Source organism: Bradyrhizobium sp., assembly GCF_035309285.1.
Lineage (GTDB): Bacteria > Pseudomonadota > Alphaproteobacteria > Rhizobiales > Xanthobacteraceae > Bradyrhizobium.
Map to the genome: position 1 here is coordinate 102,967 of NZ_DATGFH010000093.1, position 15,919 is coordinate 118,885.

Sequence of the window (15,919 nt, forward strand, 5' to 3'; positions counted from 1 at the left end):
TGATGCACCGTCATTCCGGGATGGTCCGAAGGACCAGACCCGGAATCTCGAGATTCCGGATTCGCGCTTCGCGCGCCCCGGAATGACTGCCCGGAGTTAGAGTCCGCCCATGTCCAAAAACTTCCGCACCCTCGATGACGTCGACGTGAAGGGCAAACGCGTGCTGCTCCGCGTCGACCTCAATGTTCCCACCGAAAACGGCCGCGTCACCGACACCACGCGGCTCGAGCGCGTCGGGCCGACCATTATCGAGCTTGCAGGCAAAGGCGCGAAAGTGATCCTGCTCGCGCATTTCGGCAGGCCGAAGGGGCGCGATCCGAAGGAGTCGCTCAAACCGGTCGCCGCCGCGCTGTCGCAGGTGATCAAGAAGCCGGTCAACTTTGCCGATGACTGCATCGGCGTGGCCGCGCAAAATGCGATCGCGGCGCTCAAGGATGGCGACATCCTCTGCCTGGAGAACACGCGCTTCCACAAGGAAGAGGAGAAGAACGACCCGGCCTTTGTCGCAGAGCTCGCAAAACTCGGCGACATCTGGGTCAACGACGCCTTCTCCGCCGCGCATCGCGCCCACGCCTCGACCGAAGGCCTCGGCCACAAGCTCCCCGCCTATGCCGGCCGCACCATGCAGGCCGAGCTCGACGCGCTGTCGAAGGCGCTGGAGGCGCCGACCAAGCCGGTGATTGCCATCGTCGGCGGCGCCAAGGTCTCGACCAAGATCGATCTCCTCGAAAACCTCGTCGCCAAGGTGGATGGGCTCGTGATCGGCGGCGGCATGGCCAACACCTTCCTGCATGCGCAGGGCGTGCACATCGGCAAGTCGCTCGCCGAGAAGGACCTTGCCGCGACGGCGCTGCGCATCCTGGAAAAGGCCGACAACGCCAATTGCGCGATCATCCTGCCCGTGGACGCGGTGGTCGCGGGCCAGTTCGCGGCGAATGCGCCCTCGCATGCCTATGGCCTGGATGCAATTCCCCCCGATGGCATGATCCTCGACGTCGGCCCGCAATCGGTCTCGCGGATTCATGCGGCGATCGACGATGCCGCAACGCTGGTCTGGAACGGCCCGCTCGGCGCCTTCGAGATGACCCCGTTCGACAGGGGCACGGTGATTGCGGCAAAACACGCCGCCGAGCGCACCAAGGCCAAGAAGCTGATTTCGGTTGCGGGCGGCGGCGACACGGTCGCGGCCCTGAACCAGGCCGGCGTTGCCCATGACTTCAGCTATGTCTCGACCGCGGGCGGCGCGTTTCTCGAATGGATGGAAGGCAAACCCCTGCCCGGCGTCGAGGTTTTGAAAATACGCTGAGTTTTTTAGACCGCAAACACATCTACCGGAGATACCGATGGCTCGCATCACCTTGCGTCAATTGCTCGACCATGCGGCAGAGCACGACTACGGCGTGCCGGCCTTCAACATCAACAACATGGAGCAGGCGCTGGCGATCATGGACGCGGCGTCCACCATGGATGCGCCCGTCATCATCCAGGCCTCGCGCGGCGCGCGCGCCTATGCCAACGACGTGATGCTGCGCCACATGATGGATGCGGTCACCGAGATCTATCCGCAGATCCCGGTCTGCGTGCATCTCGACCACGGCAACGAGCCCGCGACCTGCATGACCGCGATCCAGGCCGGCTTCACCTCGGTGATGATGGACGGCTCGCTGAAAGCCGACGGCAAGACGCCGGGCGACTGGGACTACAATGTCGGCGTGACGAAGACCGTCACCGACATGGCGCATCTCGGCGGAATCTCGGTCGAAGGCGAGCTGGGCGTGCTCGGCTCGCTCGAGACCGGCATGGGCGACAAGGAAGACGGTCACGGCGCCGAAGGCAAGCTGTCGCACGACCAGCTCCTCACCAATCCGGATGAAGCGGTGAAGTTCGTGAAGCAGACCAAGGTCGACGCGCTCGCGATCGCGATGGGCACCTCGCACGGCGCCTACAAGTTCACCCGCAAGCCCGACGGCAACATCCTCGCCATGAACGTGATCGAGGAGATTCATCGCAAGCTGCCGAACACGCATCTCGTCATGCACGGCTCCTCCTCGGTGCCGGAGGACCTGCAGGAGATCATCAACGCCAACGGCGGCAAGATGAAGCCGACCTGGGGCGTGCCGGTTTCCGAGATTCAGCGCGGCATCAAGAACGGCGTGCGCAAGATCAATATCGACACCGACAACCGCATGGCGATGACCGGCCAGATCCGGAAAGTGTTCAAGGAGCACCCCGAGGAGTTCGATCCGCGCAAATACCTCAAGCCCGCCATGGAAGCCATGACCAGGCTCTGCAAGCAGCGCCTGCAGGAGTTCAATACCGCGGGCCAGGCGAGCAAGATCAAGAAGGTGCTGACCACTGCAGACATGGCCAAGCGCTATTCCAAGGGCGAGTTCGATCCGAAGGTGGCGTGATCGGGCACGCAGTCTCTCCGTCGTCATTCCGGGATGCGCCGACCGAACTCGGGTTTACCCGGGTTCGGTCTTATTGTTTGTCCAAGTCGGCAACAGCCGACTTGGACGGCGCAGACCCGGAATCCATAATCCTAGACTGTGGTTGTGGATTCCGGGCTCGCGCTTCGCGCGCCCCGGAATGACGGAGAATTCGCGGTTCTGCCCCTCCCCCGCGACAAACGTTACGCTCGGCATTTGCCCGATTACGGTCTATTTTATGAGCAAATAGATCACCCGCCGGAGGAACCGATGAATCTCGAAGGTCTCAACAAAGTTGCGCGCGCCATGGTCACGCCGGGCAAGGGCATCCTTGCCGCCGACGAATCCTCAGGCACGATCAAGAAGCGCTTTGACGCCATCAAGGTGGAATCGACGGAAGAGAACCGCCGCGACTATCGCGAGATGCTGTTCCGCTCGCAGGAGGCGATGAGCAAATACATCTCCGGCGTCATCCTCTATGACGAGACGATCTGGCAAAATGCAAAAGACGGCACGCCGCTGGTCAAGCTGATCGAGCAGGCGGGCGCGATCCCCGGCATCAAGGTCGACGAGGGCACGCAAGCCTTGCCGGCCTGCCCCGGCGAACTCGTGACGGCCGGCCTCGATAAGCTCGCCGAGCGGTTGAAGAAATATTACGAGCGCGGCGCGCGCTTTGCGAAATGGCGCGCGGTGATCGATATCGGCGCCGGCATCCCGACCATGACCGCGATCCGCGTCAACGCGCATGCGCTGGCGCGCTACGCCGCGCTGTGCCAGGCCGCGCAGATCGTGCCGATCGTCGAGCCGGAAGTCCTGATGGACGGCGATCACGACATCGACCGCTGCTATGAGGTGAGCCAGCGCGTGCTGAACCAGACCTTCCGCGAGCTCAGGACCCAGCGCGTCGAGCTCGAAGGCATGATCCTCAAACCCAACATGGCGATCGCGGGCAAGAAGAGCGCGAAGCAAGCGTCCGTTGACGAGGTGGCGGAGATGACCATCCACCTCCTGAAGGCCTGCGTGCCGGCTGCGGTGCCCGGCATTGCGTTCCTGTCCGGCGGCCAGTCGGACGAGCAGGCGACCGCGCATCTCAATGCGATGAACGCGATCGGCAACCTGCCGTGGCGGCTGACCTTCTCCTATGGCCGCGCGCTGCAGGCTGCTCCGCAGAAGGCGTGGTCCGGAAGAGCGGAGAACGTCGCGGCCGGCCAGCGCGCCTTTACCCATCGCGCGCGCATGAATGCACTGGCGAGCACGGGCCAGTGGGCGACCGACATGGAAAAGAAGGCGGCTTGAGAATTGGCCTCCAAGCCTGCTCCGCTGCGTCCCATTCCGCGACTTTATCTCGCAACACCGGTCGTGGATGACCCGTCTGCGCTGGTGTCGAGCCTGCCGGGCCTGCTCGCTGATGCCGACATTGCGGCAGTGCTGCTCAAACTTCAGATGACTGACCAACGCACCATGATCGCGCGGATCAAGGCGCTGGCGCCTTCGATCCAGAACGCCGGCGCGGCGCTCTTGCTCGATGGTCATGCGGAATTAGTCGCGCGCGCCGGAGCCGACGGCGCGCACCTTTCAGGACTTGCCGCGCTGGAAGAGGCGTTGCCGAGCCTGAAGCCGGATCGCATCGCCGGCGTCGGCGCTCTCGCAACGCGGCACGATTCCATGACCGCGGGAGAGTTGGGCGCCGACTACGTGCTGTTCGGCGAGGTGGATGCGAAAGGTCATCGGCCGTCGCTGGAAGCGGTCGCCGAGCGGCTCGACTGGTGGGCCGAATTGTTCGAGCCGCCCTGCATCGGATACGCGGCCTCGGGCGAGGAAGCCTACGAGCTCGCGCGCGCCGGCGCCGATTTCGTTCTGGTCGGTGACGCGGTCTGGAGTGATGCGCGCGGCGCTAAGGCAGCGCTCGCCGAGTTCGGCCAGGCGCTGCGCCAGGCGCATGCCGACGCGCGTGCTGCCGCGAAAGCCGGACAGAGATAGGTGGTCATGACTTTCCGGCTCTCCTCATCGGTTCTTGTACTTTCGTGGCTGTTGATGACCGGCGCAGCGGCGCAGCTTTCGATCACGCCGCCGACGCCGGCCGAAAAGGAGCCGGTGAAGAAGGCTGCCGAAAAGGCCAAGCCAAGGCCGGCGGTTGCCAAGAAGTCCGAGGCAAAACCGGAGGCCGCGCCACCTGCCGCGGCCGCGACGCCCACGCCCACGCCGTCACCTGCGCCCGACGACCCCAATGTCGACCTGGTCTACGGCGCCTATCAGCGCGGCTACTACAAGACCGCGCTCAATCTGGCGCTGCCGCGGGCGCAAGCCGGCGACATCCACGCCATGACCATGCTTGGCGAGCTCTATGCCAACGGCCTCGGCGTCAAGCGCGACTATGCCAAGGCGGCCGAGTGGTACAAGAAGGCCAGCGACGGCGGCGACCGCGAGGCCATGCTGGCGCTCGCCATGATGCGCCTCGGCGGCTTCGGCGCCACCGCCGACAAGAAGGAGGCCGACAGGCAGGAGGCCGTGAAGCTGCTCGCCTCGTCCGCCAAGCTCGGCGAGGCCAAGGCCGCCTATAACCTCGCGCTGCTCTATCTCGACGGACAGACCTTGCCGCGGGATGTCAAGCGCTCCGCCGAATTGCTCCGCCAGGCGGCCGATGCCGGCAACCCGGAGGCGCAATACGCGCTGGCGACCTTCTACAAGGAAGGCAACGGCGTCCCGAAGGACATGGAGAAGGCGGTGACGCTGTTGCAGGCCGCGGCGCTCGCCGACAATGTCGACGCCGAGGTCGAATACGCCATCGCACTGTTCAACGGCACCGGCACGCCGCGCAACCAGCCGGCCGCGATCGCGCTGCTGCGCAAGGCCGCCAAGCAGGGCAGCCCGATCGCCCAGAACCGGCTCGCCTATGTGCTGGTGAACGGCATGGGCGGCGTGCCGGTGGACAAGGTCGAGGGGCTGAAATGGCACCTGATCGCGAAAACCGCCGGCAAGTACGATCCCGATCTCGACATCGAACTGTCCAAGCTGAGCCCGGAGGATCGCGCCGAGGCCGAGAGGAGAGCGCATCACTGGCTCGGCGACCAGCTTGACGCGGCCGCGCCCGCAGGGCAACCACACCAGATCGCGCCCGCCATACCCGACCTGGTGTCCCCGGGGGCAGTCCCCGGCATACCGCAGGTCCCATCCTTGCCCGCCGCCGCTAATCGCTGAGACGACATCGTAACGCCATGCTCCATTCCGCCCTCATCAACGTCATGGTCAAGGCGGCGCGCCGCGCCGGCCGCAGCCTCAAGCACGATCTCAACGAGATCGAGCATCTGCAGGTCTCGCTGAAGGGCCCGGCCAATTTCGTCTCGCTCGCCGACAAGCGCGCCGAAGAGATGCTCTACACCGATCTCGCCAAGGCGCGGCCGGGCTACGGCTTCCTCGGCGAGGAAGGAGGACAGCGCGAAGGCACCGACAAGAGCCATAGCTGGATCGTCGATCCCCTCGACGGCACCACCAATTTCCTGCACGGCATCCCGCAATTTGCGATCTCGATCGCTCTGTCGCGCGAAGGCACGATCATCGCGGGCGTGATTTACAACCCCGCCAATGACGAGCTCTATATCGCCGAGCGCGGCAAGGGCGCGTTCCTCAACGACCAGCGCCTGCGCGTCGCCGGCCGCCGCAAGCTGAACGAATGCGTGATCGCCTGCGGCCTGCCGCATATCGGACGCGGCGACCATCAGCTTGCCTTAAAGGAGATGGCCGCGCTGCAGGACAAGGTTGCGGGCTTCCGCCGCTTTGGCGCGGCCTCGCTCGACATGGCCTTTGTCGCAGCCGGCCGGCTCGACGGTTTTTGGGAGCGCAACCTCTCGCCCTGGGACATGGCGGCCGGCCAGATCATGGTCCGCGAAGCCGGCGGCATGGTCTCAGGCATCGAGGGCCACGACAACGCGCTGACGACGGGCAATGTCGTGTGCGGCAACGAGTTCGTGCGCGGCGAGCTGGTGAAGATTTTGAAGGCGGTGTAGGCCGGCGCTATCCTGCCGTTCCGTCAAAAATCCCCCGTCCTGCAGCAAGCTTTTCCTGGTCCAAGCCCCGGTCGCAGTTGAACCGGTCAGGGCTCCTTCCTCCAACCGCGTCATTGTGTTCCTTCCTGCCAACCCAACACACGGGCCATGATGCCGTCGGCGACATGCGAGTCATCGCAGCCGGAGCCGCGCCACGCGATGTGCTGGTCTGGTCGCACCAGCAGAAGCCCCCGACCATAGATGTTTGTCAGATCGGGCGCCTCACTCCGTATCACCGTCATCGGCACACCTCTTTTGGCGGCGGCGGCCACGAGTGTTTCGCTGGGACTCACCCCGAAGCAGGCGAGCGTGAACCACGGCCCGAGGCGATCAAAGATCGGCGTGCCGTCGCCCATCACCACGCTGGGCATGCGCACTCCAGGCACGCTTGTCGGCAAGTAGCGCAAAGGATCTCCCGGGATTTTCGCGCCGGGTTCGCTGCAGATGATCGGCGAGTGGCTGTAAGCATAGCCGAGCTCGATGCCAAAGCTCTCGTTCTCGGCGTTGCCTAAGGCAGCGATGCGCAGTCCTGCCTGGGCTCGTGCCGCCTCGCCCCGCGATCCCGGCGCCGCCAAGTCAGGATGGTAAAGCGCTCCGATTTCAGCGCGCACCTGGCTATGACGGGCAGAAGCCGCCCGGTTACGAAGGCCGATCGGACGTCGCTCGGCATCATACGACGCCACCAGGCCTGGACCTCCGAAGCCATGCAAGATTGCGGCGAGCTTCCAGCCGAGGTCGCAAGCATCGCCGATGCCGGTGTTCATGCCATAACCGCCGGTTGGAATGTATTGATGAGCAGCGTCGCCTGCCAGCAGGACCCGATCGGTCCCATAGGACTCCGCCACGAGCAGGTGCGGAGTCCAGGCGTTGGCAACCAGGATTTCGTATTCAAAGTCGCAGCCTGCAAATTCCCGCAGCAGCCCGTGCGGGTCCACCGCCTCAGGTGCAACACCTGCCGGCCATCGCGTCTGAAGGGTCCATGTGTCGCGATCGTTCTGCGCGATCAGCGTGCCGACAGCCGATTGATAATGCCAAGCCACTCCCCAACGCTGCAGCACGTTGGTCGCCCTGGAGCGGAAGTGCGTCATGAAGCGCTGCATCACGCGCGATTGACCTTCAAGGCGAATGCCAAGACAGTTGCGCACCTGGCTTTGACCTCCGTCGCAACCGACCAGGTAAGTAGAGCGCACCTGTTCGGTCCGCCCGTCCGCGGTGCGGAGCGTCGCGGTCACCCCGTCTGCATCTTGCGATAGCTCCTCGAAGGCGACGCCCCAATGCGCCTCGACGCGAGGATCGGCCTGGATGCTACGCTGCAGCACCGGCTCGATCTCCACCTGCGACACCCGCATTGGCGGCTCGCCCGGCATGCTGCCGTCGTTGGTATCGCGGATCAGTCGCCACCACTCTGTGACGTTCGGGTATTGGAAGCGATGCAGCTCGTGCCCTGAAAGCGACGTGATCCAGGAGACGTCGAAATTGCTGCTCTCAGGCACTGCCACGGCCCGGAGCTGGTCCGCCAAAGCGAGCCGTCGGAACAGCTCCATGCTGCGGGCGTTCGTGATGTCCATTTTGGGATGACGTGTGGTGGTGCGATTGCGCTCCACCAAAACGCAGGTGATGCCACGACGCGCCAAGTCTCGCGCGAGTGTCAAGCCCACCGGGCCGCCGCCGGCGATGAGAACCTGGATCTGCTTCATGGCGCGAGAACACCTGCCATCGATTCCGGATTATCCGCTTGCACTGGTGACGTACGATCTCCCCTCGATATCTGGTCGAGCGTAAGTCGAGAGCACGCAGGAGTCGACTTCGGGCTGTTGACCCACACCGAATAATATAGAGCTCTCGGCGGCGAGCCGATGCCGGGGACGGCCGCCCGAGTTCGGAACTGGTGGCGGATGAAACCGAGACGTGGAGCAAAGTGATCCGCGCCGCCGGTATCAAGGCCAGGTAGACCGTTCGGTCCTCGGGCTGCGGGCCATTCCGAAAGGACCGGCGTGATGTCCTCACAGCGCTACCGCTGGGGACCCATCATGCGGTTGGCATTCTCCGCACAGAGGATGTGGTGATGCAGATTGGCGATCCACTGCCGGCCCGAAACCGTCAGGTTGAGGAGTTTTGTCCCCTCGCAGATGTGGTCCGACACCGAATTCCAGAAGAAGGCGGGATATTTGTCGATCAGGTCCGCCGGCGATGAATATCCGAACTGCCGGTTGAGCCCGGTCTCCTCGAATTCGTAAAACAAGGCGTTCGCCTTTTTCGGATAGAGCGGGTCGCCCAATTGCCCGATCAGATCGGCGGCCTGCACCAGCTTCGGCTCCAGGCCGACCGTCTCGACAGTATGGTCGATGCTTGCGGGAAACCGGGTCTGCTCGATCGCCCTTGCGATCCGCTTGGCGTCGACCAGCGGGGAGGGTCCAAGCCGCTCCAGCGCGAACATCTTGGAGCGCTCGACGTGATAGGGCATCAGCGCAGCATCCGATGCCCCGCGCGGCACCGTGACCTTCGTGCCTTCCTGATCGATCACATACTCGGTCTCGGTATCGCCGCTCAGGACGCCCCGGACATAGCCGATATCATGCAACAGGCAGGCGGTGATGAGATGGCTGTACTCATCCGGCTCGATGCGATGGACGAGTGCAAGGCCTTGCAGTATATCGCGTCCGACCAGGGTAACCAGAAACGTGTGCTCGAGATTGTGATAGAGGGCATCGCTCCTGCCCAGGCATTCGATGGTGCTGCGCGCCATCGATCCGAGCCGGTCGGCCGTCTCGGCGTAAGCGGGGCCGAAGATCTTGCGGAAATCCTTCGACAGAAACTTGCCGAGTTGCTTCGCCGCCGATGCCGTGATCGTTCTCACAGACATACTCCGGTTTGCCGAACGACGAGGCCGACGATAGCACCCCGGTTGCCGCCTTCAACTGGCATCGCCGCCGAAAAGACCGGCCGACCAGACTCGGGCGGCGCAGAGCCCACCCTTATACCTCCGGTGCGGCAAGCGGGCGATGCCATTGCCAGATCGCGAGACGCAAGCTTCTGAACTCTCTTTGGTCAGGCGACCATGCCATCGCGCATCGGGGGGCGATCCTGGCTGAATTGATCAAGCGGGACCGGACGCCCGAACAGATATCCCTGAAGGAGATCGACGCCCGCAGCCGCGAGGTAATCCGCCTGCTCCGTTGTCTCCACGCCCTCCGCGGTTGTTGCGATGCCGAGACCGCAGGCGAGAGCCTGGATCGAGGAGATCGCGGCGGCGCAATCGCGGCGCGTTGGCGCTTCCTGCGTCAACGTCCTGTCGATCTTGATCTTGTCGAACGGGAAGCTGATGAGATGTTGCATCGACGCGTATCCGGTGCCGAAGTCGTCAAGCACGATTCCAACGCCGAGATTTTTGAGTTGCCGCATCGTCGCCAGATGCGCCGCGTTTTGATCGAGCAATGTCGTCTCGGTGATGTCCAGCTCGATCCGATTCGACGACACCCCGCTCTGGACCAGCGCGCAAAGCACAGCGTCGAACAGGTTGCCCTTGCGGAACTGGACGGCCGAGATGTTGATAGCAACCTTGATTTGCTCCGGGAACGACCTGGCATCCGCGCAAGCCTGCCGCAGAATCCATTCACCGAGCGGCACGATCTGACCTGTGGACTCCGCGAGCGGGATGAACTTGTCGGGACCGAGCAACCCGCGCTTTGGATGACGCCATCGCACCAACGCCTCCACGCCCCGGATTTCCTGCGTCTGCGCATCGACGACCCGTTGATAGTACAGCTCGAATTCATGCCTGGCGATGGCGTCCCGCAACTCGCCGGCGCGTTGCGCGTCTTCAGCGTGGCTCATGTCCGGGCTGAAGATGCGGAAGTCATTTCGTCCCGCCGCCTTTGTTGCATAGAGCGCAAGATCGGCGCATTTCAACAACTCGCCGGGATCGGCTGCATGCTCCGGCGCAAAAGCGATGCCGATGCTGGTGCCGATGTTGACTTGCTGGCCATCGATTTCGAACGGCTTGCCGAGCACATCGACGATCCTGAGCGAAACAGCAATCGCCGCCTGGCGCTGCTGCGCCTCGCCATCCTGGATGATCGCGAACTCGTCACCGCCAAGCCGGGCCAGCACATCGGTTTCGCGCAACGTCTCCTTGAGGCGCAGCGCCACCTCTTTCAGGAGCTGGTCGCCGGCCGCATGTCCGAGCGTATCGTTGACGGCCTTGAACCTGTCGAGATCGAGCATCAGCACGGTAAAACTGCTGCCGTGACGCTTGTGCCGCTTGCAGACTTCGTCGAGCTTTTCGGTGAATTGCGCGCGATTGGCGAGGCCGGTCAGCATGTCGTGCTGAGCGAGGTAGGCGATCTTGCGCGCGCTCTGCGCGCGCTCGGTGATGTCTTCATGCGTGGTCAGCCAGCCGCCGTCCGACATCGTCGCGCGCGAAATCGACACGATCCGGCCATCGGCCAGTTCCTGAACCTCCTGGCTCTTCCTGATATTGACGCTGCGATAGACCTCAGGGGCGACCGCAAAATTGGTGCCCTGCTCACGCCGATACTCGAGAATCTGCTGCAACGTGGTACCCGGGCTCACCTGGTCGACCTCGAGGTGGTAGAGCTCGGCATAGCGCGCGTTTGCCACGACCACGCGCTGCTCCGCGTCGAACAGGCAAACTCCCTGGGGCATGTTGTTGATTGCGATCTCGAAGCGTTCGCTGGCCCGTTTCACGGCTGCGGCGCTTTCCGCCAGCAAGCGCTCGGCATGCTTTTGCTCGGTAATCTCCTCATGGGTGACGATCCAGCCGCCGCCCGGAATCGGTGCGCGGGAAGTCGAGATCGTTCGGCCGCTTTCGGAGATCATCAACTGCCGCGAACCTTCCGGCACGAAGTCGGCAAATTCATCGACCGACATGTTGTCGGGGACAAAGCCCTTCGCCGCCATGGCGTGCACGAGCTCGTGCCTCGGCAGGCCCGGCCTTAACAGTCCCGCCGGCAAATCGTAGATCTTGCGCAGGCGCTCGTTGAACATCACCACCCGGAGCTCGGCATCGAACAGGCAGATTCCGAGCGGCATGTTGCTGACGGCGACGTCGAATCGTTCGTTGATTTGCCGGAGCTCCGCGGCTTTTTCGGCCAGAAGCTCCTCGGCGCGGCGCTGCTCGGTGATATCCTCGTGCGTTGAGACCCAGCCACCTTCCGCTGTGCGCTGCCGCAGGATTGCGATCGCGCGACCGCCTACTTGCGCGACCGACCGGTGCTGTTCATGCGGAGCAAGGTCCGGCAGCCTTTCAAGCGGCATGTCGGGCACGACGCCCCGGTGAGCCAGGTCTGCCGCAAATGTCTGGATGGACGTGCCCGGCTGGAGCAGATCATCCGAATAGCCGTAGAAATCCTGGAAGCGGCGGTTTGACATCACAAGCCGCTGCTCTGCGTCGAACACGCAAAATCCCTGGGGCAGGTTGCTGATCGCCGCGGCGAAGCGCTCGTTGCTCAGCCGAAGCTCGGCTGCGGTCGAAGCCAGCTTCCGCTCGTTGAGCCGCAGTTCGGTAATATCCTCGTGCGTCGCCACCCAGCCGCCGTCGGCCGTCGGCGTCCGGATGATTGAAATGATGCGACCGTCGAGGTTGAAGACGGTCTCGGCGCCGTTCGTCCTCAGCCCGTCGATATACTCTTCGACCGTCATGTCGCCCTGCTTCGCGCCCCGGGCCACGATATTATCGAGGATCGACTTCAGGGGCGTTCCCGGCCGGACCAGATCTTCGGGATAGCCATAGATCTCGCGGAAGCGGTCATTGCAGATGACGAGGCGCCGCTCGGCGTCGAACAGGCACAGGCCTTGCGACATGCTGGACAGCGCGGCGTGGAACCGCTTGTTCGTTTGTTCAAATGACGCCGCGGTGTTCGCAAGAGCATTTGTGTCTTCCGCGAGAAGACGGGTTTGTCGAAGCAGCCGCAGCGTGCCGATAAGGACGCCGAGAATGATGAGCAAGGTTACTGGGCCGCTAACGTAAAGGAAGTGGTACCACTCCGCCAACACCTCGGACCGGGCTCTTGTTACAAAAACGCCGAGCGGCAGACCAGGTACCGCCCTGAAGCCGACCACGCGGGGCACTCCGTCGATTGGGCTGACGCTTTCGAAAGAGCCGGACGAATCACGGAAGAGTGATGGAAGCCGCGGCGCCGCGATCGGCTTGTCGATGATGCCCTTAACGAAGGGCTCGCGCGCGAGAACGCGACCCTCACGATGGATCAACGTGATCGAACCAAGCTTGCCCAGGTCGACGAACCGATACAGCTTGTTGAAGTACGACTGATCGATCGACGCCGTGACGACCCCTGCGAAGCTGCCGTCCGGATTGGTCAATCGCCGGGAGACCGCGCTGAGCCAGCGGTCCCCTGCCGCCGAAAGGTCGGGCGGAGAGACGAAAAGACCGATGTCATTGTGATCGCGCTGCGCGACAAAATCAGCCATGTCGGAGATATTGCTGCGCGGCGGGGCATGATCGTCGGAATAGGCCTGCAGATTGCCTTGTGCGTCGGTCCAGCCGATCGCGACCATGGCAGGCGAGGTCTGTACCAGATGGTGCAATGCCCAATGCGCAGCACCCGGCGAAGGGTAGGCTCCCTGAAGATCATTCCGGCGGATCGCCTCGGCTTCCCGCAGAGCGTTGTCGAAAATTCGAAATGTCAGCCTGGTGTGCTCGGCCAGAATCTCGGCGGAATTCAGCGTGTCCTTTTTCGCAGCCTCAATGGCCTGGTCATAGCGCTGTCGCGCGTCGGCCGCAAAAATGCCGACGATGATGGCGCCAAACAGCAAGCCCGCGAGACCGATCGAGAGTCTCGCTGTCAAGCCATAGCGTTGGGAGTGATCGCGCATCCCTCGATCATCAGAAGCTTCGCTTGAGTTTTCCCTAATCCGGACCTGAAAGTTGCCCGAGGAGGGTTAATGACTGGCGACCAATTTCCGCTGGACTCTAGCGGCTGCTGCAGCGCGGCGCCCGCCCGCCTCGGCAATCGAGCCTCGACATCGTAAAAATATGATGAAGTGCGGAAAATCCGCCCAGCCGATTCTCCGCTCCGCGACCGGCGTTCCCTGCGCCAGCTCGTAACGGCTCATCGAGCTAACGCTGCCGGCACCTCCGGCAGCGTCATGTCTTCGGCCGGGTAGCTTGTGGCTAACGACCGCCGCCACCACCACCACCGCCGCCTCCGCCTCCGCCGCCACCACCTCCGTCACGCATCGAGGAGTTGTAACGCGGATCATTGAAGTCCATGTAAGTCGGCGACTGATCGCGGCGTCGTTCGGGAGACAGCGTTTGCTGATCGATCATGGTCCCGCAGGCCCACCAGTTGTTGTAAAGATCGCAACGAAGCTTGCGCGGCTGAAACGCGTTGGCGCTCGTGGCCATCGCGGTCGTCGCCATGAGAGCGAGCAGCGCTGCTGCGGATAATTTGCGTTGCACGGACATGCGAATCCTCCATTGGGCGAAAGCACCCCCCTCCGAGGCTTAAAACTACGCCTTGCGTCGTGCTCGTTGGTGTCCGTCTGTCCAAGGGTGGTTCAAATCGAATATTGGCCGGCGCGGGGCGCGGAGCTCGACCAGGCTGTCGATCGCAGGCGGGCCAAAAGGACTTTGGTCAGGTCTGCGCCGTCAGAACCACGTCGTCCATGAACAACGCGTCGATGCCGGACTTGCGGAAGGTGACGATCGCGTCGGTCGGCGTGCAAACGATGGGCTCGCTGTCGTTGAAGGAGGTATTGACGACGAGCGGCACGCCGGTCTGGGCATGGAAGCAGGACAGGAGCTCGTGAAAACGGGGGTTCGACATCTCGCTCACGAGCTGCACCCGCGCGGTGCCGTCCTGATGCAGGACCGCGGGGATACGATCGCGCCGCTCGGCTTTGACCTGGGGCGCAAACAGCATGAACTCGTGGCTCGTCAGGTGAGCGCCGACCTCGAACCATTCGTCGGCAAGTTCGGCCATCACACTCGGCGCAAAGGGACGAAAATCCTCGCGGTGCTTGACCTTCTGATTGAGGATTCTGCGCATGTCCGGCCGGCGCGGATCGGCGAGCAGCGAACGGTTGCCGAGCGCGCGCGGCCCGAACTCCATGCGCCCCTGAAACCAGGCGACGATCTTGCCGTCGGCGATCATCTCCGCGGCCTCGCGCGCCGGCGCCTTGCTGCGGTGGGGCGTGAGGCCGGCCGACTTGACGGCGGCAAGGATATCGCGCCGGTCGAACGCCGGACCCAGATACGGCGTGGAGTAGCCGCGCTGCGGAGGTTTTTTCTCCTTTGCGCAATGCACGACCAGGGCGGCGCCGATCGCGGTGCCCGCATCATGCGGCGCGGAAGGTATGAATACATCGGAGAACTCACCCGATTGCCGGATCACCTCATTGGTCACGCAATTGAGCGCGACGCCACCAGCAATGCACAGATTGTCGAACGGCACCTTGCGCTTGAGGCGCCGAACCAGCGCTGTGACCGCAGCATCGGTGGCCTCCTGCAGCGCGGCCGCGATATCGGCATGGCGCCGCTCGATCCCGGCATCCTGCCAGCGCGGCGGGCCGAACAGGGACTCCAGCCGGTCGAACTTGGTCGATTGAAAGCCAAGCGCCCGCTGATCGACCGCGTAATCCTCCTTGCCGGCGCGCAGGATCGACTGGAATTCGCCGCGGAAAACCTCGGGATTGCCGTAGGCCGCAAGCCCCATGACCTTCGAGGCGTCGTAGTGCGAGAAGCCGAGATAACCGCTGAACACTTCCCACAGGAAGCCGAGCGAGTGCGGATAGTCGAACGTCTCGATGGTCTGGATGCGGTTGCCTGTGGCCTTCGCGAGCGTCGAGCCGGCCACCTCGCCGATCCCGTCGATGCTGAGGATGGCCGCGCGATCGAAGCCTGAGGGGAAATACGCCGAAGCGGCGTGGGCCAGATGGTGAGAGACGAAATGAAGCCTTTGCCCCAGCGAACGCCCGAAGAGCTCGTCGGCGACAGCGGGCACCTCGCCCATCCGCAGCCGGAAGGTTTCCTCGAGCCGCGGATCCCACCACTCGGCGCGATACTGCTTTCGGCGCGACTTCGGGTCGAACGAGAATGCGACGTGATCGATATCGGCGGCGGTGAGGCCGGCCTGCTTCAGGCAGTAACGGATCGCACGCTCGGGGAATTGATGCGGGTTGTCGAAGTCCGCCTCCTTGCCGTGCTTGATGCGATTGAAGCGTTCCTCTTCGACGGCGGCGACGAGCTTGCCGTCGACGAGCAGCGCGGCTGCCGATTCGTGATAGACCGCGTTGATCCCAAGGATGTTCACTGGCCCCAGCCCCTTATCGAATCGGTCGCAAACTATCCAACCTGCCGGGATCAGTCATGCGGGCGCGAGGAGACCTGCGACGATCGGCCCCAGCTGCGTCCCGGCACACGGCAGCGCTTCGATCCTGCGATCCAGCCAATCACCGCTCTGTGCG

General features: G+C 63.6%; 11 protein-coding genes. 6 read left to right on the top strand and 5 right to left on the bottom strand.

The features are described from left to right. Positions 1–109 precede the first annotated feature (109 nt). From VKR55_RS18325 to VKR55_RS18350, 6 genes are all read left to right on the top strand, one after another. Positions 110–1,306: a phosphoglycerate kinase gene (locus VKR55_RS18325; protein ID WP_324405423.1), complete on the top strand. Its 1,197-nt coding sequence runs from the start codon at positions 110–112 to the stop codon at positions 1,304–1,306. A gap of 37 nt (positions 1,307–1,343) precedes the next feature. After that, the gene (fba, locus tag VKR55_RS18330; RefSeq protein ID WP_324405425.1) at positions 1,344–2,411 is read left to right on the top strand and encodes a class II fructose-bisphosphate aldolase; all 1,068 of its coding nucleotides are present in this window, start codon (positions 1,344–1,346) and stop codon (positions 2,409–2,411) included. A gap of 288 nt (positions 2,412–2,699) precedes the next feature. Then, the gene (locus VKR55_RS18335) at positions 2,700–3,725 is read left to right on the top strand and encodes a class I fructose-bisphosphate aldolase (RefSeq protein ID WP_324405426.1); all 1,026 of its coding nucleotides are present in this window, start codon (positions 2,700–2,702) and stop codon (positions 3,723–3,725) included. Between the two features lie 3 nt (positions 3,726–3,728). Beyond that, positions 3,729–4,409 (top strand): thiamine phosphate synthase, encoded by a 681-nt coding sequence (locus tag VKR55_RS18340; protein ID WP_324405427.1) that lies wholly within the window; start codon positions 3,729–3,731, stop codon positions 4,407–4,409. Between the two features lie 6 nt (positions 4,410–4,415). Next, the gene (locus VKR55_RS18345; RefSeq protein WP_324405428.1) at positions 4,416–5,627 is read left to right on the top strand and encodes a tetratricopeptide repeat protein; all 1,212 of its coding nucleotides are present in this window, start codon (positions 4,416–4,418) and stop codon (positions 5,625–5,627) included. A gap of 17 nt (positions 5,628–5,644) precedes the next feature. Next, complete coding sequence (locus VKR55_RS18350; RefSeq protein WP_324405429.1) at positions 5,645–6,433, top strand: inositol monophosphatase family protein; 789 nt, start codon at positions 5,645–5,647, stop codon at positions 6,431–6,433. A 110-nt stretch (positions 6,434–6,543) separates the two neighbouring features. Here VKR55_RS18350 and VKR55_RS18355 read toward each other — a convergent pair whose 3' ends face one another. The 5 genes from VKR55_RS18355 to VKR55_RS18375 form a co-directional block, all read right to left on the bottom strand. Beyond that, the gene (locus tag VKR55_RS18355; RefSeq protein ID WP_324405430.1) at positions 6,544–8,169 is read right to left on the bottom strand and encodes an FAD-dependent monooxygenase; all 1,626 of its coding nucleotides are present in this window, start codon (positions 8,167–8,169) and stop codon (positions 6,544–6,546) included. A 314-nt stretch (positions 8,170–8,483) separates the two neighbouring features. Further along, positions 8,484–9,329 (bottom strand): HD domain-containing protein, encoded by an 846-nt coding sequence (locus VKR55_RS18360; RefSeq protein WP_324405431.1) that lies wholly within the window; start codon positions 9,327–9,329, stop codon positions 8,484–8,486. Between the two features lie 191 nt (positions 9,330–9,520). Next, positions 9,521–13,327: a bifunctional diguanylate cyclase/phosphodiesterase gene (locus VKR55_RS18365; RefSeq protein WP_324405432.1), complete on the bottom strand. Its 3,807-nt coding sequence runs from the start codon at positions 13,325–13,327 to the stop codon at positions 9,521–9,523. A gap of 298 nt (positions 13,328–13,625) precedes the next feature. After that, a complete protein-coding gene (locus tag VKR55_RS18370; protein WP_324405434.1) occupies positions 13,626–13,919 on the bottom strand; it encodes a hypothetical protein in 294 nt (97 codons plus the stop codon). Between the two features lie 169 nt (positions 13,920–14,088). Then, positions 14,089–15,765: a carbamoyltransferase family protein gene (locus tag VKR55_RS18375; RefSeq protein WP_324405435.1), complete on the bottom strand. Its 1,677-nt coding sequence runs from the start codon at positions 15,763–15,765 to the stop codon at positions 14,089–14,091. Between the last annotated feature and the right edge of the window lie 154 nt (positions 15,766–15,919).

What these genes read in the sequence shown, in the direction of transcription:
- VKR55_RS18335 (WP_324405426.1), top strand. Translation starts at nt 2,700, where the DNA reads ATGAATCTCGAAGGTCTCAACAAAGTTGCGCGCGCCATGGTCACGCCG.
- VKR55_RS18350 (WP_324405429.1), top strand. Translation starts at nt 5,645, where the DNA reads ATGCTCCATTCCGCCCTCATCAACGTCATGGTCAAGGCGGCGCGCCGC.
- VKR55_RS18370 (WP_324405434.1), bottom strand. Translation starts at nt 13,919, where the DNA reads ATGTCCGTGCAACGCAAATTATCCGCAGCAGCGCTGCTCGCTCTCATG.
- VKR55_RS18345 (WP_324405428.1), top strand. Translation starts at nt 4,416, where the DNA reads ATGACTTTCCGGCTCTCCTCATCGGTTCTTGTACTTTCGTGGCTGTTG.
- VKR55_RS18355 (WP_324405430.1), bottom strand. Translation starts at nt 8,169, where the DNA reads ATGAAGCAGATCCAGGTTCTCATCGCCGGCGGCGGCCCGGTGGGCTTG.
- VKR55_RS18365 (WP_324405432.1), bottom strand. Translation starts at nt 13,327, where the DNA reads ATGCGCGATCACTCCCAACGCTATGGCTTGACAGCGAGACTCTCGATC.
- fba (WP_324405425.1), top strand. Translation starts at nt 1,344, where the DNA reads ATGGCTCGCATCACCTTGCGTCAATTGCTCGACCATGCGGCAGAGCAC.
- VKR55_RS18325 (WP_324405423.1), top strand. Translation starts at nt 110, where the DNA reads ATGTCCAAAAACTTCCGCACCCTCGATGACGTCGACGTGAAGGGCAAA.